15 protein-coding genes are annotated in these 19,314 nt (G+C 43.5%); 8 read left to right on the plus strand and 7 right to left on the minus strand.

The annotated features are described in order from the left end of the window. Positions 1–159: 159 nt before the first annotated feature. Together F0261_RS09210 and F0261_RS09215 are read right to left on the minus strand one after the other, a co-directional pair. On the minus strand, positions 160–1,272 hold the full coding sequence (locus F0261_RS09210; RefSeq protein WP_014950290.1) for a hypothetical protein: 1,113 nt from the start codon (positions 1,270–1,272) through the stop codon (positions 160–162). Positions 1,273–1,457: 185 nt separating this feature from the next. Further along, positions 1,458–2,258 carry a PaaX family transcriptional regulator gene (locus tag F0261_RS09215; RefSeq protein WP_014979922.1) on the minus strand — a complete coding sequence of 267 codons (801 nt, stop codon included), beginning with the start codon at positions 2,256–2,258 and terminating at the stop codon, positions 1,458–1,460. Between the two features lie 249 nt (positions 2,259–2,507). Here F0261_RS09215 and F0261_RS09220 point away from each other — a divergent pair, with 249 nt between their 5' ends. Beyond that, positions 2,508–4,184 (plus strand): acyl-CoA dehydrogenase family protein, encoded by a 1,677-nt coding sequence (locus F0261_RS09220; protein WP_014979923.1) that lies wholly within the window; start codon positions 2,508–2,510, stop codon positions 4,182–4,184. Positions 4,185–4,304: 120 nt separating this feature from the next. Here F0261_RS09220 and F0261_RS09225 read toward each other — a convergent pair whose 3' ends face one another. The 3 genes from F0261_RS09225 to F0261_RS09235 form a co-directional block, all read right to left on the minus strand. After that, positions 4,305–5,642 (minus strand): GGDEF domain-containing protein, encoded by a 1,338-nt coding sequence (locus tag F0261_RS09225; RefSeq protein ID WP_171337786.1) that lies wholly within the window; start codon positions 5,640–5,642, stop codon positions 4,305–4,307. Positions 5,643–5,873: 231 nt separating this feature from the next. Next, positions 5,874–6,425 (minus strand): DsrE family protein, encoded by a 552-nt coding sequence (locus F0261_RS09230; RefSeq protein ID WP_014979925.1) that lies wholly within the window; start codon positions 6,423–6,425, stop codon positions 5,874–5,876. 17 nt (positions 6,426–6,442) lie between these two features. Then, positions 6,443–7,504 carry an L-dopachrome tautomerase-related protein gene (locus F0261_RS09235; RefSeq protein ID WP_014979926.1) on the minus strand — a complete coding sequence of 354 codons (1,062 nt, stop codon included), beginning with the start codon at positions 7,502–7,504 and terminating at the stop codon, positions 6,443–6,445. Positions 7,505–7,756: 252 nt separating this feature from the next. On the opposite strand from F0261_RS09235, the gene F0261_RS09240 reads away from it, so the two are divergent. From F0261_RS09240 to F0261_RS09270, 7 genes are all read left to right on the plus strand, one after another. Next, positions 7,757–8,332 (plus strand): DUF4136 domain-containing protein, encoded by a 576-nt coding sequence (locus F0261_RS09240; protein ID WP_014979927.1) that lies wholly within the window; start codon positions 7,757–7,759, stop codon positions 8,330–8,332. A 175-nt stretch (positions 8,333–8,507) separates the two neighbouring features. Then, entirely contained in the window at positions 8,508–9,167 is a 660-nt protein-coding gene (locus F0261_RS09245) for a hypothetical protein (protein WP_014979928.1), read from the plus strand. Positions 9,168–9,336: 169 nt separating this feature from the next. After that, the gene (locus F0261_RS09250) at positions 9,337–11,322 is read left to right on the plus strand and encodes a class I adenylate cyclase (RefSeq protein ID WP_014979929.1); all 1,986 of its coding nucleotides are present in this window, start codon (positions 9,337–9,339) and stop codon (positions 11,320–11,322) included. A 162-nt stretch (positions 11,323–11,484) separates the two neighbouring features. After that, complete coding sequence (locus F0261_RS09255) at positions 11,485–11,877, plus strand: BlaI/MecI/CopY family transcriptional regulator (RefSeq protein ID WP_014950296.1); 393 nt, start codon at positions 11,485–11,487, stop codon at positions 11,875–11,877. Continuing rightward, a complete protein-coding gene (locus F0261_RS09260; protein ID WP_014979930.1) occupies positions 11,870–13,111 on the plus strand; it encodes a TonB family protein in 1,242 nt (413 codons plus the stop codon). The genes F0261_RS09255 and F0261_RS09260 overlap by 8 nt, the downstream gene beginning before the upstream one ends. 306 nt (positions 13,112–13,417) lie before the next feature. Beyond that, positions 13,418–14,008, plus strand: a complete 591-nt coding sequence (locus F0261_RS09265) for a DUF2780 domain-containing protein (RefSeq protein ID WP_171337787.1) — start codon at positions 13,418–13,420, stop codon at positions 14,006–14,008. A gap of 145 nt (positions 14,009–14,153) precedes the next feature. Further along, positions 14,154–17,630, plus strand: a complete 3,477-nt coding sequence (locus F0261_RS09270; RefSeq protein ID WP_253819367.1) for a DUF748 domain-containing protein — start codon at positions 14,154–14,156, stop codon at positions 17,628–17,630. A gap of 171 nt (positions 17,631–17,801) precedes the next feature. On the opposite strand, the gene gloA is transcribed toward F0261_RS09270, so the two are convergent. Both gloA and F0261_RS09280 read right to left on the minus strand, forming a co-directional pair. Continuing rightward, positions 17,802–18,350 (minus strand): lactoylglutathione lyase, encoded by a 549-nt coding sequence (gloA, locus tag F0261_RS09275; protein WP_014950300.1) that lies wholly within the window; start codon positions 18,348–18,350, stop codon positions 17,802–17,804. Positions 18,351–18,520: 170 nt separating this feature from the next. After that, positions 18,521–19,171: a DUF1456 family protein gene (locus F0261_RS09280; RefSeq protein WP_171337789.1), complete on the minus strand. Its 651-nt coding sequence runs from the start codon at positions 19,169–19,171 to the stop codon at positions 18,521–18,523. Positions 19,172–19,314 lie beyond the last annotated feature (143 nt).

Genomic DNA, 19,314 nt, shown 5'->3' on the forward strand with positions numbered 1-19,314 from the left:
AACATATTTTATATAAAATTTTACATATAAGTCTTTTTAGTTACAGAATGACTTCAGAAGGAATATAAAAAAGCGCGCATGGAATTGCTTTCAGCGCGCCTAGCTTTGTGAACGATATGAACTAAAATCGGACAGTAGAGTAATCTTAAAAGTTTAAAACTATAAAATCAGATCGTGCATCCAATTTAGTGAAGGCAACTGCTGCTCTGGTTGGTAAAAGAGTCGATTTAGTCTACCTAACAAATTAACTGAACGGCTGGGATCGTGCGCTTTAACCCTATGCTCACTTTCGGTTAGCATGAACTCCCAAGGCTGAAGATTAAGTTCGTCTACTTCTTCCTGCCTAACGCCCAGTGATTGCAATGTTGACAAAATTCGCTCCGTTTTACTTTCGGCAATAGGAATAATTTCGTTGCCGTATAAATCATCAAGCGGCGCATTGATAGCTTCTAACGTGTGATTTATTGCTGCCCACACTTCATCGTGGTCAAACGCCCAGCCTCGCGGAGCATAGTACCCCTCTATTTCCCACTCAAACTCTGCGTTGCTTACAGCAATAGAGCTTTCTGCTTCAGGAGAATAAGCTAGATCGGGTTTAGCGCCAATGTTGTAGGCGTCTACACTCATGGCGACGCAAATGATCAAATCACCACAATGTTGCTTGTTTGTGTAAAGTGCTTCAAATGCTGCTCGCTTAACCCCCATCCAACCGTGTACTCTTGAGGGTTGTTCAACAAAGTGTCTTACATCATCGGGTAAGTCTTCGCCATAGGCATTGATGAGCAAAGGAAGCGGATTTTGATCTGGCGCTTCGTCTGGCATCCACACTTCGTATTCTTGTCGGTTGTCAGCTTTTCCGCGACTTTTAATTCCGAAAGACAAATTCACAGGGCGGCAAATACTTCTATCTTCATCCACTTTGTGAAAATACTCAGAACGCATGCGTTTAATAAATGGCGCGTCTAGCCCAGCCAACGCTGCTGTTGGGTAGCGATAGCCTATTTCACTATGCTCTACCATATGTAACGTGGGAATAGCCTGAGTCAGCTTATTCTTCAAGCCCGACAACGCATGAACTTTGGGCAGTACAATGCTTCTCTCTGGTTCGATGGTAAGCCGACTCCCATCTTCGGTTACGAACTTTGGCGTTTTATGAAATTCATACCCCGTAAACCCTAAGGTGTCTACAGCGGCGTTTCGATACTGAGAAAGCTCATTGAAAAGCGCTGTATGATTGCGAATATGCTTAAATAACGGTCTTGATGCGGTCATCTTCTCTCCATTTACGCTACTTCCATTAGAGCTAATTACACTTAGCGTTCTATGCGGCCAAATAATTACTTACCGTCTCATCTTTCTGACTGTTCTCACACGATACATCTATATGTGAAATTTACGCTCAACTGTGTGTAACGAATCTGTAACCCTCTTTTTGAGCTGTTTACCTTTAATCTCGCTTAGTTTGGATTTAAAAAGCGGTGCCAAATTTGTGCGCCAGCATCATCGTACCGTTTTACTAGATTACGATAGCGCTCACGCATTGCTACATCTGCAAGTGGCGATGGCAATAAGGGGTCAAACACCAAGTGGTATAACGCCCTGTCTCCTATCACATAAGATTCTTTGGTTGCTTCTTCAAGGGGTAAAGACGTTAATCGAGCAAGAGATTCCTCTATTTCGATGCATCCGTCTTTATAAAGTGCCTTTAGGTTTAGGTGGCTCCATAATCCCATCGCCCTGCTGTGTGCTTTAGTGTCAAAGTCGCTGGCACTAAACACGAGCGCCTTTTTCGATAGACCAAGTGTGTAAAGTTTGTCTCTTACTTCGCCTGCTCCGCCTGAGAAATTGTTCGGTCTGAGGTAAACGTCGTTTGTCAGCTTTCTCATCCCCAAAAGCTTCAGCGCTCGTTCATTATTTCTGAGCTGCTTTTTATCACTTTTAGGAAGCGTGCTGGTTTGAACGACAACCCAATCATTTTGCCAGGGCACAAGCCCATCTTCATCCTCTCGCCACTGATGAATTTCCTTCGCAAAACGAATGCCTTTGTCGCCCAGCTTGTAAAAACCGCGTTCAACCAAGGTAATAAGCTGTGCAGACTGTAAACGCGTGAGCGTCACTCGAATGTTATTTTCAGAAATACCAAACAGCGCCCCTACGCGAACAGCTGCACTGGCATTCATTTGAATATTGTCACGGGAGCCCAATAACTTTAGCAGTAGCTTTCTTGCATTGGGCTTTTTCTGTTTTTCTAATTGCAAACTCTATTTACTTCTTTGTCTCAGATAGGACGTAATTTTAATTAAAATATAAATTGGCTTAAGGCCAAACATATACGCATTCATCATTATATAAACACGCGCCGCGCACAAACATTACATAAAATACCAATTTACAACTATTGATGTAATGTTTTAAGGTAGTACTTGGGGATAGTGCTTTAACGTAGCCCTTTAGAGTAAAAGCCCAGTTCAAAGGTACACCTTGTATATTCATCAAGTGGAAATGCTATGACTTCATCAAATCGATTTGTTACGCACGTTGTAGAAAACCAACCCACCATTTCCACGCCCTATAATTTGTGGCGTGATGACACCTTGCTGCGCGTGTTAGTCGCTCAGCATTTGCCATCATCCCACCAGCATGACGAAGGGTTATTAGGCCAGTATGGTCAAATCGCGGGGGATGCACTTATGGCTCACGGAGAGCTTGCTAATAAGAATAAGCCAACTCTCCACACATTCGATCGCTATGGCCGCCGCATTGACGATGTTGAGTTTCATCCCAGCTATCACGCGCTTATGGAAAGTGCGATGCAGCACAATGTACACAACTATTCGTGGAAGCATGAAGGCATTGAAGGCGCACACACCATCAGGGCAGCGCTAATGTATATGCATTATCAGGCTGAGTCTGGCACGTCTTGCCCGCTGACTATGACCCACGCAGCTATTCCGGCCATGCGGTATGGAAAGCAGCTGCCACCCGTATACCTAGAGAAAACCATTAATGGTGTTTATGATCCTCGTTCCCTGCCAGCTAGTCAGAAACATGGACTGACTATTGGTATGGGGATGACTGAGAAACAAGGTGGGTCGGATGTTAGGCGTAATACCACTACAGCGGTGAAACAGGCTGATGGAAGTTACCATATCGTAGGGCATAAATTCTTTTTCTCAGCCCCCATGTGCGACGCTCATCTTATACTTGCGCAAGCCGAAGGCGGACTAAGCTGTTTTTTACTACCAAGGTTGTTGGAAAATGGTGCACTCAATAACGTGCGAATTCAGCGTTTGAAAGACAAGCTGGGTGACTGGAGCAATGCATCGTCTGAAGTTGAATTTCAGGAAGCCACGGCATATTTGATTGGCGAAGAAGGCCGCGGTGTGCCGGTGATCATAGATATGGTGTCGCTTACACGGTTAGACTGTATGATTGGCTCATCAGCACTTATGCGACAATCACTGATTCACGCCTTTCACCACGTAAGTCATCGAGACGCATTCGGCAAGACCTTAGTCAATCAGCCTTTAATGCAAAATGTGTTGGCAGATCTCACCATTGAATGCGCGGCCGCTACTGCACTCACTATGCGCGTTGCCAAAGCGGTTGATAGTGCATCGAGCAATAATCATGAAGCTGCACTGGCAAGGCTGGCCACCGCCATTGGAAAATACTGGATTTGTAAACGCACGCCTATGTTTGTTAACGAAGCGCAAGAGTGTTTAGGCGGTATTGGTTACGTTGAAGAAAACCCCATGCCACGATACTACCGCCAAGCGCCTCTGAACTCTATTTGGGAAGGAAGCGGAAACGTACAATGTTTAGATGTACTGCGCGCACTCGCCAAAGAGCCCAATGTTAAAGAGGCTTTGTTTAGTGAGCTTAAAACACAAGCAGGCAAAAACAAGCACTATGATATTCATCTTAGTAAGCTATTCGACGAGCTATCAAGCACGCGGAATATGGAAACGCGCAGCCGATATTTAACAGAACAAATGGCGCTAGCACTACAAGCATGTTCACTTCTTGCTTCTTCACTCGATAACGACAACGCCCTTATCGACATTGCCCACACCTTCTGTGAATCAAGGCTTGGCAATGCATGTGGTTTTGCCTTGGGGACTCTGCCAGACACCACGCCGTTTGAGAAAATTATTGTGTTTGGGCAGGTATCTAATGACTAAGCAACATCGTACGCTTTCTTTCAGCAAAGATGGCATTAATTAAGTAACTTTCGCTTATTTTGACTTTAAGTACCCCAGAATTGCAGGGTTAGAGCTTCATAGTGCGTTAGATAGAAGTGCTCATGCGATATTAACGACGTAGTTTTTATCAGTGACAAAACAGTTTCTGCCATTTTCTTTAGCCGAATAAAGATGCTTATCTGCGCGTTTCAAAGAAACCTTGAATGATTCACCAACATTAACCACTGTGTAACCTATGCTTATTGTTATATTTTGTTCATTCCCTAAAAATGAAAATTTGAGAGTTTGAATCGATTTCCTCAGTCTGGAAGCAAGGTTATGCATACCCGACTTTTCTGCGCCAGATACGATGATGGCAAATTCTTCCCCACCTATTCTGCCAATGCAATCGTTTTCTCTAAGACAGTTTTTAAGAGCCTCTGCTGCCTTAATAAGCACCTCGTCTCCAGCTTCATGCCCATAAGTATCGTTGATTTTTTTGAAATAATCTAAGTCGAGCATCATTATACCAATATCGTAAGATAACCTCCGCGCCCTCTTAATCTCTCTTTCAGCCTGTTTGAAAAATGCTAAACGATTGGCAACAGAAGTCAGGCTGTCGGTGTATGCGAGATGTTCTAGCTCTGCCTTGGCCTCTTCCAACTCTTCAGTTCGGGTGATTAAGGCTTCTGTGCGCTGCTCCACGATTGATTCAAGCTCGATATTGTGTTTTCGAAGCGACTCCCCAACGCTGTTTACCCCATTTTTAAGTTCCTCAATTTCATCATGGAGTAATTTCTTGCGCCCAAACTCTACAGGCAAAAACTCTTCATCAGGCGAGTAATTTAACAACCACTTATGTATGGATATGATCCGACTTACAATTAAACTGTAGAATACTGATAGTAAGAAAGCCGAGACAATTAAAGTCTTAAATGCTTGTGATACTAGAATTATAAATGCGTCGTTTTTGAGTTCATTAAGGAGTAAGGCGTCAGAGGTTACTAGTTTTACCTCTCCAACTTTGGCGTCATTATTATCAAATCCATAATTAAGGTCGAACGTGTGTTCTACAGAGAAACCACCAAAAAAACCTGATAGTTCAGGTGATAAAAATGCTAGTTCGCCGCCTTTTCTAATAGGGTGCCCAACTTCAATCTTATCTGTCGGCTTTTTACCTAGACCCGTAACAGAAACGTAGCTTATGAAATCATACGATTGAATACCTGTAGCTATGAGTTCAACACCACTTGCGTCTAATTCAAAAACAGCTCTTGAGATAGGTTGCCCATGAACTCTTTCAATATCACGAAGAAATTGTTCCATTTCTTGTTTTCTTTCTCCATAGGACAGAGCCAACTGAAAGCAAGTTAAAATGATAGTTAAACAACCACTCACCAAAAGTATTTTCTTGAGCAATAAGAGTGACAATGGGCTTTTCAAGATACTTTTATTCATTAGAAATACTCCCTTTTTCATTCGATTATCAAAGTATCCATGTCTAATTTGTAGCTATATCATATTTTCTGTCCTCGCAAAACGTAAACTTCTGCCGCCTAAGTGCTAATACAAGCAAGGCATTTTTAGACGCTAAACAAGCTTGAGTTCTTTGTATCCTTCAACTCCCTCTCTTTGTGTTAAACAAGCTAATATCATAGGCTAACCCATTCCTCGCAAATTATAACCAACCTAAAAAGGGTTAACCGAATACCCTTTTTGCGCCAGGCGCGCGTGGGCTGTCATGGCTGACAAATCCATTTTCACTCCGTCTATCAACGCATTTTTTTCAACGCCATGGGCAGCGGCAGACTGCCCACACACTATTACGTCTACACCTTTCTCCATCAACGCTACAAGTAGCGTTTCGTTTCCATTAGGTAAGCTCTTACGCTCTTTGAAGTTTGCAGTTTTAAGCACTTCTTCTGTGGCAGAGCCGTGAACGACAAGCGCAAGCGAAAGATTTTCCTGCTTAACGCCGTTGGCTACGTGCATATTGATAAACCGTGCCAGCGACTCAAACTTGCGGTTTACCTCACCAGGGCTTGCCGCTTTGGCTACGTCAAACGCAACCTTGAATGTCTGATTTTCAGGAAAACTTACGCCCTCAACATGAGCATGCTTGCCGAAAGTGTCAAACACAGGGCCATAATCAAAATCTGATTTAGCTGAAGCTTGCCCGGCTACTAAGAGTGCTGCTGCAAACCCCAGTGACGCGCTGCCAATCCCTTTTGTGATGCTCATTGCTAATTCCTCGAACGTTAACGCGCAGGTAGCGCTGTCTTATACACTTCAAATGTCATGTCGCTAACATCACTACCCGCATCTTGTATTTTGCTATTGGTATAGTAAAGCGCATTGTTGTAGATACTAAAGGTATCAGCCCAATTCACCACATCACCTTTCACAAGGGTGCGAAGGTCTAGACTTGGCGTAAGGTACTGTACTTCTTGCTTTTCCAGGTCAGCTAAATAAACATTACCTTGATGAAAAATCATGCCATCTGGTGCGCCTGTCGTCGCTACTTTTCGCACTTTTTCTGCCAACACGTCGTTTGACGATTTCTCGATATCAGATGTGTTGATGGCATACAGCGAATAACCAGACAATGCGTGAAAATATAGTGTGTCGTTTAACGTATCTAGCGCGATCCCGTCAGACTGAACAGGCATAGTAAAGGGTTTGCCCTGAATACTTAACGCATCGACTTCAGCTTTAGTGGTTTTATGGTTATCTAAAATACGATAGCTAGTATTGTCATCAAGGTTATATACCACTAAACCCGCGTGAGCCGAGTCGGTCATATAAATGCGATTCGTTTTTTCGTCTACTCGCAAGTCATTAATATACGAATCAGGATGGTAAGCGTCTTCGCTAAGTATCAAGGTTCCTTCTATCTCGTTTGAGGCTAAATCAACAACAAATAAGCGAGGTGCATCCACTACACCTTTAAACTTAGGATTTCGGGTGTCCAATACATACAGCTTATCCTTGTGCGCGACCACTGACTGCACCGCTAAAAAGCAGTCTTTTCTTACTTCACTTTGTGCCACACATTCATTTGTTTGGCTATTAGGGTAAGCGACAAATTCTCCAGTGTCGGTAACCTGAGCTACGGAAAAGCGAACGCCGTCACGCCAGTTAGGCGCATTCACAAATACCCGTCCATCATTACTTACCGTAACACCAGTAATTTGCGTGCCCTTTATGTCGCCCACTAATTCAACGTTCGCGTCTGATGAACGTTGCGCGATTGCATTTACAGAAAAAAGTGCGGCGACACTGGTGGCAAGTAACCCTTGTTTTATACGCTTTGTATTCATGTCCTTTTACCTTTAATTAGTGGCTTCGCTTGTCTGCACACACCACAAAGCGATGCGCATTAACAAAACTGAATGGAATAAAGCATACGGTCTTATTGTGAATGTGGAACACCTTTTAGCGGCTTATCTATGCAGGCTGACGAAAATCAAGTGATGAAACTAGCTTTACCACTTATGAGATCCAAAACACGCTATGCTCTCGTTTAAGTTAAGAGCTAACAAACTTTACTGAAAATTATGCACAGCAGTATGATGAAAAAACGTGAAACTGGTTTAATGCAAAAGGCAAAGTATTTGAAAACAGTGCTACTTTTAACAGCATGTATGGTCGTGGTTGCCGCATGCAGTAGTAGTAAGCCTCAAGTAAATATGGATGAAACACAAAACTTTGCCGATATTAAAACGTTCTATATTCAGCCTCCTTTAAACCCAATCAACGCGACGCTGGCCAATCATCTTTCCTCAGCCATTACCCAGCGGCTCATTGAGAAAGGCCTCACCCCATCTTCGGAGGAGGACGCCGATATCGCGGTGGGATACCTACCTTCCACCACCACTAAAGAGGATGGCACCACCTTGAATCTAGGGCTGGGCACCGGAAGTTACGGCCGCTCTGGCGGCATTTCATTGGGCAGCATTTTTAGCATTCCGGTTGGAGAGCAAACCACGCTTCAACAAGGGCTTCAAATTGACATGGTTAAAGACGATACATTTGTTTACAGCGCGTCTGGAGTGGTAGAGCTGGAGTCGAAAGACAGTATCAGCATTCAAAATAAACTTGATGAACTCGTCATCAAGCTCCTTGAGCAATATCCGTCGAACAGATAGCTCACACCTGGGTCAGCAATAAGAACCGACTTCTTCGCTAGGGGCTCGCAAGAGCCCCTACTCCATAAAAACTCTTCTTGACGATGAACTTGGCGCTGATTTTGCGTATGAACGCCTATATTAGGTCCCCCACTTTTATGCCACACGCTATGAAGTGAGCTACACAGAGTCAGAAATGGATACCACATACAGCCACTTGTCGTCTTCACCTTCACTATTCAATTACTTGGGCGACACAGCAAATGCTCAAAGCGCACTTCAAGATGTTGTAGAAAAATCCAAGCAGGCCAATGCTCTCGGTGATGCGTTCAGTGCGTTTAATGGTGAACTACAGGGCAATCAAATTGACACATATCTTGAAAAAATAGAAAGCGGCGAGGCCTCACTCAACGGCAACACAATTGCAAACTACCTCGATTTTAATCGGCAAAAGCTTGCCTCGGAATTAAGTGATTTAGCGGCAAAACTTGGTATTTCAGACGATACCAAGCTAACGGTGAGTAAAGGCGAGCTGGTGATTGATAGCAGTCAGGGCGAGCAAGAGCTTAATAAAACCACGTTGCGCCTACAACAGTACCTAGAAAAGGACTCCAACCTTACGTCACTTATTCAACAAACATCTCGTCTGTCTCAGTTCAACGAGTGGGGAGATGCCACGTCATTTGCATCAACACTACAAGAGAAAGGCACTGACGAAGCGACTATCCAGTCATTTTTAAAAGAAGCCCGCACGTCAGTGACGTCTGACAATACGCTGATATTCAATAAAAATGGATTTGGCTTTTCTTCCGATGGTAAAACTGATGCGCTAATTGATGCATTTGAGAAGCAGTAGGAGCAATCTTACAAAGTGAATAAGTCTCTATTCATTACCTTCCTCTCACACGAGAGCAGATAAGTACCGAATATCACAAATTAAGAATCACTTTTTCTGTGCGAAATTAGAGGAAGTCGACGCGAAATAACGCTATGCTTGGCTGCATGATGAAGTGCAGATTGACATAATGGCAGCGCAACAGCCGCTTTCCGTTCAGCAAAACCTTACCATTAGGTTATTGCGCGTATTGCGATACAACAAAGCACGTATTGAGCGTGCACTCACGCTCATGCCTGAAAAGCACAGGCCGCTTTTTCATGTGCTACCCTTTCTTGTGCATGTTAACCACGAAGCCCTTCCTGGATATGTGGCCCCACTCACTTCGGGTGAAACCGTTCCATTTGGTATCAACAATTACTCGTTTAGACCTGATGTAGAACAAGCTTTGCAGCGCTGTTTTCCTGCACAGAGTCACTTGTTTTCAGACATTAAGCAAATTTGGCCAAGACAGCGGGCGGTTGATGCACTGGTTTTAATGGGCAGCGTGGGGACTATCGCTCAGACTGACGACTCAGACTTTGATTTTTGGGTGTGTATTGACGGTAAACGTTTTTCGACTACTGAGCTGGCTTTACTTCAACAAAAGCTTACAGCCATTGAAAAATGGGCGGATAACACCTTTGGTATTGAGGTGCATTTCTTTTTATCTGAGATAGATAAAGTTAAGCAAAACGATTTTGGCGTCGCTGAAGGTGAAAGCGCGGGCTCTGCGCAAGCCCTGTTTCTAAAAGCTGAGTTTTACAACACCAATATAGTGGTAGCAGGCAAAGCGCCGTTTTGGTGGCTTACTCCAGAGAAAACAACAGAGAAGCAGTATCAGGCTATTTATAATAGTTTGGAAAAAGGCGGCTCACCAGACGTAGACTGGTTCATGGACTTGGGTCACTTAGAGCGACTAGACGCAAGCGAACTTTTTGGCGCCGCCATCTGGCAATTAGGCAAAGCCATGGACTCGCCATTCAAATCCGTATTAAAAATGGCAAAGCTTGAAGTATACCTTGCCAATATCTCTCACGGACAACCACTGTGCAACCTTTTGAAAAAGCATGTACACCGCGGTGCTGAAGCTCCAGGGCATGTTGCAGATATCGACCCTTACGCACTCATGTTTGACGAACTCATCGCTCACTACAAAGCCAATGGTCAGGCGGAAGATATTGCTGTATTGCAGCAGTGTTTATATTTGAAATGTGGGTGTACATTGAGCCACCCGCTTGTAGAAGGTGAGCAAGCGAATTTCAAACGCAAAATTATGGCCTCGTATGCAAAACAGTGGGGGTGGAGCCGCAAACTACTTGCCCACTTGGATAACCAACAAGATTGGACATTCAATGAACGTGTGCAGCTGAGCCGTCGAATTCACCGCTTTTTATTAAAGTGTTACCGCCGCATCTCCAAAGAGATTAGTCATCATCAACAGGTGATGGATCAAAAAGACATGACCGTTCTAGGTCGCCGATTAAGTACCTATTACGCTAAAAAGCCGGATAAAATTGAGTTTTTGCGACGCGCTTTTGACGAAAGCCTTTACTGTGAAAAAATCACCATTGCTATGCGTCAGCTCAAAAATGGTGATGAAGTATGGTCAGCCTATGCTGGTGATTTACTGAGTAAATCGGGCATTATCGACGATTCACAAAAAGTTACTCAAGCGGCTAGCGCCATTGCACTGATGGTCTGGCTTGTGTCGAGCAAAATAATAGATACAAACAGTAAGGTTTATCTCGATTACAATTACGGTGAAGTGAGCGAATTAGACTTGAACGATTTGCTTAAGCATTTGTGCAAGTATTTTCCTCCAGTCAAAGTGTCGTCACTACCGCGTAATGACTTGTTGGCGCCAGAACGCATAACGGCATGTTTTGCCATTGTGAACTTCCCCACCCTACGTCAAAAAGCCACGGTAGAGAATGTATCCATTCTTTACACGACGTCTTGGGGTGAAACCTTTTTGAGACAAGGCAGCGACGTGCTGGATACGCTGTGGTACGACCTACAAGAAGTAACCCCAAAGCCGCCGTGCTATGTAATGGTGCCACGTGGAAATCAACAAGCACGAATACTCGGCGAGTTCTTAGAAGCTAACGAACTTAATTTCACCGTTTTATACTGATACACCCAACGTAACGCTTTCAAAGAAGCGCCAAGCGTAGTACTCCATCTCACACTATCTCTCCGTTTAAAAAATACGCAGAAAAAGCTTGCGCTTTAGAATTACAAGTGTAATCTAAAAACATGGACTACAAATGTAATCAAAATAAAAGACGTCGTAATTATGAGTAAAATGTCAGACAAACCTGAAATTTCAAACGCTGAATTTGAAGTGCTGGACGTATTGTGGGACGACCATCCTGCCACGTCGAACGAGGTTATTGCGCGACTTAATGACAAAAAAGACTGGCACGAAAAAACCGTCAAAACCTTGTTAGGCCGCTTGGTAAAAAAAGAAGTGTTAGGGTTTGAAAAGCAGCAGCGCCAGTATCTTTATTATCCACTGATTGCTAAAGAAGACTATACAAAGAAAGAAACCACAAGTTTTGTTAGCCGACTGTTTAAAGGCAAGATCGCCCCTATGGTCGCCGGTTTTGCAAATCAAAATTCGTTATCTAAACAAGATGTGGACGAGCTCAAAGCCCTTATCAAGAAATGGGAAGAAAACAATGATTGATTGGATTATTGCTCAGCAGGGTGTTTTGTCGCTAGCGCTTGTTTTACTCATGGTGTGCGAACACTTTTTCACTAATAAAATTGGGGCTTCGCTTACCTATAAGCTTTGGGCGCTGATACCAGCTTGCCTCATAGTCAACAACCTTCCAATGTCGCTGGTTAACATTCAATCAAATAGCTTTGCTCGCTATGTGGTTGGCGTTAAGCCCACATTAAACACCGTTGAGTTTGAAACCTGGTTTACTGTATGGGCAATTGGCGTAAGCGCAATTACAGCCTATGTCTTAGCGCATCATCTTAAAATATGGGCATCGATAGGAAAGCGCCACGCTATCCACACCAATGCCTACTATTCCAGTAAAGCTACCACACCTATGCTATTTGGTTTTATCTTCCCAAAGGTGCTTATTCCCTTCTCATTTAAAAGTGCATTTTCGATTCAACAACAAGCACTGGTATTAGAGCACGAGAACGTGCATCGCAAACATTACGATCACCTGTGGAACGCGTTAGCGCTGATTATCGCTATTGTATTTTGGTTCAACCCACTGATTTGGCTTGCGCTAAAATCCTTCAGAATTAATCAAGAACTGGCTTGTGATCACGCAGTACTGAAAGACAAGACAGACAACGAAAAACTTACCTATGCAAAAGCACTCGTGCAGTGTGCAGAGCATGGTTCAGACGCCCTGCACTTTACACGCGGGCTTTACCCAACCTTTGGAGAAAAAAGGACTATGATCAAACGTTTAAACGCAATAAAGCAACCTATGCGTAACAATAAGGTAGTAGCTGCAGGCGTACTTTCAATTGCCGCCATGCTCACCATCAACACGGCTTTGGCCAATGCTCCAGTAGCAGAGACAAAACCTGAAGCTAAGATTAACCAGGCATCGCCGGTTAAACGCGTTCCACCAAGCTATCCCGAAAAAGCAGCGCAGCAAAATGTAGAAGGTTTCGTTGTACTCTCTTTCGATATTACTGAAACGGGCGCTACAGATAATGTGAAAGTAGTAAAATCGGTACCTGCTGGCGTGTTTGATAAAAGTGCAAAAGTTGCCCTGAAACAATGGGAATACAAGCCTCGTATTCAAGGTGGCAAAGGCGTGAGGCAGACCGGCCTTCTGGTGCAGCTAGACTATCAACTTGGTGCCTCTCTTGATACGGCGAGTGTTGAAAAGAATGCTTCCCCTGATGTAGAGCGCATAATCGTTCCACCCAAACAGAGCAAGTAAGCCCCAAAATTATCAGAATACTAAAAGGAGCGTATCGCTCCTTTTAGTGTTTTGTCTAATTGACTTAGTTCCTGCCTACTGCACACTACCACTCGATCACTTAAGTCTCTTATAAAATGTAAAGTGCCTTTACAATTTCTATAGAGAATTTACGACCTCACTACGTTAGAATGTGAGTATTCACACACCTGAAAACTTCTAATTTATGGAAGGTTTAAATAGTCGATAGCGCAATTGCTATGGTTATTTTCAATCAAGTTACTCCAGACGGGCTTTCGCTGCTGGTGTACAAAAAGGAAATCTATAATGAATCGTATCGTTTTAGCACCTACAGTGCTTGCCCTTACTTTTTTTACTACTTGTGCTAGTGCCAATATTGATCAGCTTAAAGGTCTGTTAGGCGGTAAGAAAGCGGAATCGACAGTAACTTCCAGTAGCCTAACTGAAATGGCAACCAGCGCAGCATCTAATATCGACTTGGCTAGCTTAGTGAGTTCAGTTGCAGGTAACCTTAACGTGTCTGAAAACCAATCGGAAGGTGGCATAGCGTCAATTATGAACTATGTACAAGGCAACCTTTCAGGCGCTGAATACGCCCAGTTGGCAAGCAGCATTCCAGGTATTGATAGCCTGCTTGAAGATGTACCCTCTCTTAGTGGTAACTCAGCAGCAAGCTCAAGCTCTTCACTATCAGGCTTACTCAATAAGGCCTCTGAGTACAGCTCTACACTTAAATCGGTAAACGACTTAAAGCAACAATTTGAAGCGCTAGGCCTTTCAACCGATATGATTGCCAGCTTCGTCACTCAAATCAGCTCGTATTTAAATGTAAATGCAGATGAAGAAACACAGGCGTTGTTTAAATCTGGCCTAGATAATTTGCTAACCGCTCTGTAACCTGTCTAAGGCGTATTAATTCTCTTCTACAATCCAAATTAATACGCTTTAACTTTTTTGCAGGGGCTTTTAGCTTGGTGAAATAGCAACTCCTGTTTATCTTTTTACACTCAAATACACAGCCTAATCGCCTATGCAAAATGCAATGTCTCGGTTTTCTACCAAGCCCAAATGGTTTCGACTATCCACTTATCTTGTTCTCATCTACCTTACTTACGCGCTTCTTATCGGCATAGTTACGCCTGCGGTGTTAAAGGCAAAGTTACCCAATATAGTCAAAGAAAACATTGGAAGAGATGCTGCTGTTGAAGATATTGCAATCAACCCTTTCTTGCTAAAGATAGAAGTGACTAATTTTGTTATCTATCCAAATATACACTCTTCAAATGAAAGCGAAGATAACGCCGTAATCCAGAACCAAGAAAATCATTTCTTTAGCGTTAGCAATGTTTCACTGGACCTAGGATTCTGGCAATCACTTTTCACCTTCACTCCTGCCGTTGAATCGCTAACCATAGACGAACCTTTTGTTTCAATTGCACGTTTCAGCGAAAGTGAAGACATACAAATATTCAACTTCTCTGACATTCTTACCCACATAGAGAAACGCAGTACAAAAGCACCTGAAGAGCCTAATGACACTAGCGAAGGGCAAATTCCCCGAATTACGTTACGTGATTTTGCACTTAACGAAGGGAGAGTGGTTATTGAAGACAAGGTGACCAACACCCTACTTGATTACCCAGAACTGAGCGTTGACTTGCAAGATTTGGATACTCACGCTTTGATCAGTTCAAGCAATGTTGGCAATAAAAACGCTAACCCTAAAAGCGATAAAAGTGAGAGTGATCAATCAAAAGGTAAATTGGCGTTCAACCAATATCAATTTAACTTACTCACTGCAGAGAAAGGTAACATCGCCATTGATGGCGAGTTTCAGCTATCTCCACTAAAAGTTACGACAGACATAGCGATAAACGATGTAGCACTTACGCCGCTTTGGTCACTTTCGAAAGATTTGATAGAAGCAGATTTAGTAGACGGCAAGGTTAACTTAAGCTTACATGCTGAAGTTTTTGAACAAGATACAGCCTTCCAGTTTATTCTAGAGCGTGGCGAATTTGCTGTTAACAACCTTGTGTTTAACGCTGATACTTCGCCCGCCACAACAGGCACCGCTAAGAGTTCGCAAGAGATCATTGCCATACCCGCGTTTGCCATACACGATATAAACGTAAACGCATTAGAACAGCAAGTTAACATTGCTGAAGTTGCTTTTGACAACGTTCGAGTGTCGGGTCTATTTGACAAGTCAGGGCTTGATTTACAGCGTCTGTTTACCCCAAAAAGCTCAGAGGCAGATGCTACATCAGCTAACGCTAATCCCCGCGCAGCGCAAGAAGGAAATAGCGCAGCGCATATAGGTAATAGCGCAGCGCAAAAGGGAAATAGTGAAACAGAAGATAAGGATGTTTCCAACGTAGCAATCGACAACACAAATGAACTCGCACATGACACTTCGTGGTATGTTGAACTTCACCAATTTGCATTTAATGACGGTAGCATTGACCTTTTAGAGCGTAGCGTAAGTGACGGTACTTACTACCGCATCAGCAACCTCAATATTAAAAGCGGAAAAGTCACTACTGACTTCTCTAAACCTATTTCCTACACCACCAGTTTACATGTCTCTGCCGACCCACAGACGTTTAGCGACACATCCAAAGGTGCACTAAGCAGTAGCGGCAGCGTAGTTATTGCAGAACAAACTGTGCAGGGTAAAGCAGCGATTGAGCAACTGGTGCTAAGTCAGTTCCAGCAGTACGTTTCCCCCCACGCAAATGTGACCCTTGAACAAGGGCTATTTAATCTAAACGTTGAGTTTAACGCGGCATTTAACGACGCAACTGATAAAGACAATATCGACTCACTAAACGTTAAGGCTAGCATGAGCATTGATAATTTAAGTGTACTGGATGACGCCAGCTCTCCCCTACTACAGTGGCAGTCCTTAAATGTAGACAACATCGAATTTGACCACGCATCGAACCAGCTAAGCGCAGACAACATTCACCTACAAGCGCCATTTGCACGACTTATTATTGATGAAGCTAAACAGACCAATGTGAGTAAGCTGATTGTCGCTTCATCAGACAAGTCCGCTGACAGTGAAAGTTCCAGCGAAACTGGCAGCGCAACCACGTCGAAAGCATCAAACGCAAACGTGCCTGCGGGCACTACAGCTGAGCCTTCACAAGCCAACGAATTGGCCATCGCCGTTGACACCATATCAATAGAAAACGGCAAAGCGTATTTTGCTGACCATTCACTAACGCCCAAATTTGCGTCTGCTATAGAAAGTTTAAATGGCAAAGTATTGGGAATTGACTCGCGCTCAACTTCCCCTGCCAATGTGGATATCACCGGAAAGATAGACAACTATGCTCCGGTCAAACTAGCAGGCACTATTCACCCATTAAAAGATGATATAGACCTTGATTTAGATTTTTCAGTCAAAGGCGCCGAACTGACTTCAGTTAACCCCTACTCAGGCACCTACATGGGCTACTACATTGACAAAGGCTTGCTGTCTTTGGCTGTGCAATACAAACTAAACGGTAAGGCGCTGGAAGGTAAAAATCATGTTGTTATTGACCAATTAACGTTGGGCAAAAAGTCGAACTCTGATCAGGCATTAAGCTTACCGCTTGGCCTTGCTATTGCGTTATTAGAAGACAGAAACGGCGTTATCGATTTGGGATTGGATGTGTCTGGCGATATCGACAGCCCAGATTTTAGCTTTGGCTCTATTATCCTCAATGCCATTGGTAATATTATTACCAAAGCAGTTACTGCACCGTTTTCGCTACTTGCGAACCTGGTTGGCAGTAACGACGAACTCGACAACGTTGAGTTTGGGTTTGGAGAGCATTCGCTCAATGAGGACGCTCAAGAAAAACTGAATACCCTTGCCAAAGCCCTTAAAAAACGTCCAGGGCTTAGGGTTAATATCGAAGGTACAGTCAACGCCATGTCTGATGCTAGTGAGCTAGCGCAACGTCAGTTGAACACTACACTTTTAACAAGAAGCGGCTATGCTGATGCATCTGCAACTACCGGCAACGTTAGTACTAACGAAAACTCTCTTGCTGGCGGTGAAAATGAAAGTTCCAACACCCTTGGCAGCGTACAGCGCGACTCAATAAGTGGCAGTAGCATCCCACTGGAAGGCCCTTTAGCCGATGCGCTTTTATCCTACTATGTTGAGGTGTTTACACCTGACCTTAATCAAGAATATGAAAACATGGTGGCGCAGCTTTACCCTGAACTCGCAAATTCAGGCAATGAACAGAGCCAAAAGAGTGCTGATAACAATAAGGAAGTCATTAACGAAGAAAGTGTAAATCGAGCATTAAGCATTGCCCGATACAACAAACTACGTAACAACATTGATATCCCTGAAAGTGACTTGATTCTTCTGGCTGACGCGCGCAGTAAAGCGGTGAAAGGTTATTTGGCAAATGAAGCTGAAGTTGAAGCGAATCGCTTATTCTTGCTAAATACTCAGCACGACCTACATACCGCATTTAGCGGTGTGGAATTAACGTTAGAGGCGAAGTAATGAACGGATAGGCTTAACAATAAAACCCGATAATTTAGGGAGCCATAAGGTCACTAAACAAAAAAAGGGTAGCTTATTCAGTTAAGCTACCCTTTTTTGTAAACAGTGACTACTGATACTACTTGCTACTTAAAACCCAACTAGCAAATGGTATCGTAGCGCGTGCCTCGCCTATTTCTTCAAATGGGGCGCGCAAGTTGCGGATACATTAGATGCGTTGAAAATTTCAATCCAATAGCCGTCTGGGTCTTTGATAAATGCGATCCCTTTCATAGAACCATCATTAAGCCCTTTCTGAAAAGGAACGTCTAGTGATGCAAATCGTGCACATGCTGCTTCAGCATCAGGCACATGAAAACCAATGTGCCCAAAACCTTTTGGCTCTGTATTTCCGTTGTGATAATCCACTGTTTCTGGAGTATCGCCCCAATTGTGGGTTAATTCCAACATGGCCGGGCGACCAAAAGTTTGCTGAGTACGTTCGTCTACATCGTCAGAAATATCAGAGAAATCATCACCTGCCGCCAAAAAATAAAGGCTGAACTTCATTTCTTCAAAATCTAGACGCTTAATTAGCGTCATTCCCATAACTCGCGTATAGAAATCTAGCGAACGCTTGGGGTCGGCAATGCGCAGCATAGTTTGGTTGAACACAAAACCTTGTGTCGCGGCATCTTTCTCTTCATACAGGCCTTCGGCCTTATCGAAATGTCGGCTCATAATAGTCGTCCTTAGCGATATAGATAATTAAGGCAAGGCAATCTTGCTTTGCCTAAAAACGAGTGCATAAAAGTGAGGGGTAATTTTCTTTTCACAACAGCACTTAGTCTATCCTCTTACGCGCTTTACCTCAGATGCGTTTTATACAACGTCTATTTTTTACAGCGCTATTATTTTTTAGGGAGCTTTCCCCAAACCGAACCTTCATCACTCTTTTTCACCGGCGGCACTTTAGAATTGGTGTTTTTGCCAGCCGCTTCTTTTTGTTTGCTAGCGCCTTTATTAAATGAGCCTGACTTAGTACCAGAAGTGCTTGGGCTATCTGATTTTTTAGGCGAAGTTTGTCGCGTGGACTCCGGTCGATATTTTTTCACCATACCTTGCAACAGATTGCGAACCACTTGATCGCCAGCGGGTTTAAAGTTGCGATGGTCTGGCTTTCTAAAAAACGCCGACAGCTCACCTTTACTCATTCTAAAGTCTGCTAGTTTAAGCACCGCTATCATATCGTCATCTTTATAACTCATCGCAATACGGATTTTGCGCAGTACTTCATTATTACTTAATCGCTCTTTTGGCCCCAGTTCTTGAGGCGTTTGCCCTTCTTGACGCCCACGGTTTTTGATGATCAATCCATCTAGAAACAGCGCAATAATCTTATCGCGACACGGCAGATAGCCCTCTTCGCCTTCCCGCTTCATCACAGCATGTAAATAATCAATTTCCATGTCGTAGTTCACTAATTTAAAAATACTTATGGCGGCGGTATCGTTTATCGCTAATGCATAACGAAGGCGACGTAAAACATCGTTGTGGATCATGAAAATGGGCCTGAAAAGTGGAGTAGCCAATAATTGGTATGGATTACAGTGTAGCGCAACGTGCGCTTTCGCATATTTTACACTACTTAGCCATTTGCATCTATTGCGGGCTGTCGGGTGCGTAATTTCTACCAACACATAGT

It is taken from the genome of Alteromonas sp. 07-89-2 (genome assembly GCF_013113925.1).
Classification (GTDB): Bacteria; Pseudomonadota; Gammaproteobacteria; order Enterobacterales; family Alteromonadaceae; genus Alteromonas; species Alteromonas macleodii.

Bases quoted from the DNA above. Each gene is read 5' to 3' on its own strand.
- F0261_RS09210 (WP_014950290.1), bottom strand. From the start codon at position 1,272: ATGACCGCATCAAGACCGTTATTTAAGCATATTCGCAATCATACAGCG.
- F0261_RS09220 (WP_014979923.1), top strand. From the start codon at position 2,508: ATGACTTCATCAAATCGATTTGTTACGCACGTTGTAGAAAACCAACCC.
- F0261_RS09225 (WP_171337786.1), bottom strand. From the start codon at position 5,642: ATGAATAAAAGTATCTTGAAAAGCCCATTGTCACTCTTATTGCTCAAG.
- F0261_RS09230 (WP_014979925.1), bottom strand. From the start codon at position 6,425: ATGAGCATCACAAAAGGGATTGGCAGCGCGTCACTGGGGTTTGCAGCA.
- F0261_RS09235 (WP_014979926.1), bottom strand. From the start codon at position 7,504: ATGAATACAAAGCGTATAAAACAAGGGTTACTTGCCACCAGTGTCGCC.
- F0261_RS09240 (WP_014979927.1), top strand. From the start codon at position 7,757: ATGAAAAAACGTGAAACTGGTTTAATGCAAAAGGCAAAGTATTTGAAA.
- F0261_RS09245 (WP_014979928.1), top strand. From the start codon at position 8,508: ATGGATACCACATACAGCCACTTGTCGTCTTCACCTTCACTATTCAAT.
- F0261_RS09250 (WP_014979929.1), top strand. From the start codon at position 9,337: ATGGCAGCGCAACAGCCGCTTTCCGTTCAGCAAAACCTTACCATTAGG.
- F0261_RS09255 (WP_014950296.1), top strand. From the start codon at position 11,485: ATGAGTAAAATGTCAGACAAACCTGAAATTTCAAACGCTGAATTTGAA.
- F0261_RS09260 (WP_014979930.1), top strand. From the start codon at position 11,870: ATGATTGATTGGATTATTGCTCAGCAGGGTGTTTTGTCGCTAGCGCTT.
- F0261_RS09265 (WP_171337787.1), top strand. From the start codon at position 13,418: ATGAATCGTATCGTTTTAGCACCTACAGTGCTTGCCCTTACTTTTTTT.
- F0261_RS09270 (WP_253819367.1), top strand. From the start codon at position 14,154: ATGTCTCGGTTTTCTACCAAGCCCAAATGGTTTCGACTATCCACTTAT.
- gloA (WP_014950300.1), bottom strand. From the start codon at position 18,350: ATGAGCCGACATTTCGATAAGGCCGAAGGCCTGTATGAAGAGAAAGAT.
- F0261_RS09280 (WP_171337789.1), bottom strand. From the start codon at position 19,171: ATGATCCACAACGATGTTTTACGTCGCCTTCGTTATGCATTAGCGATA.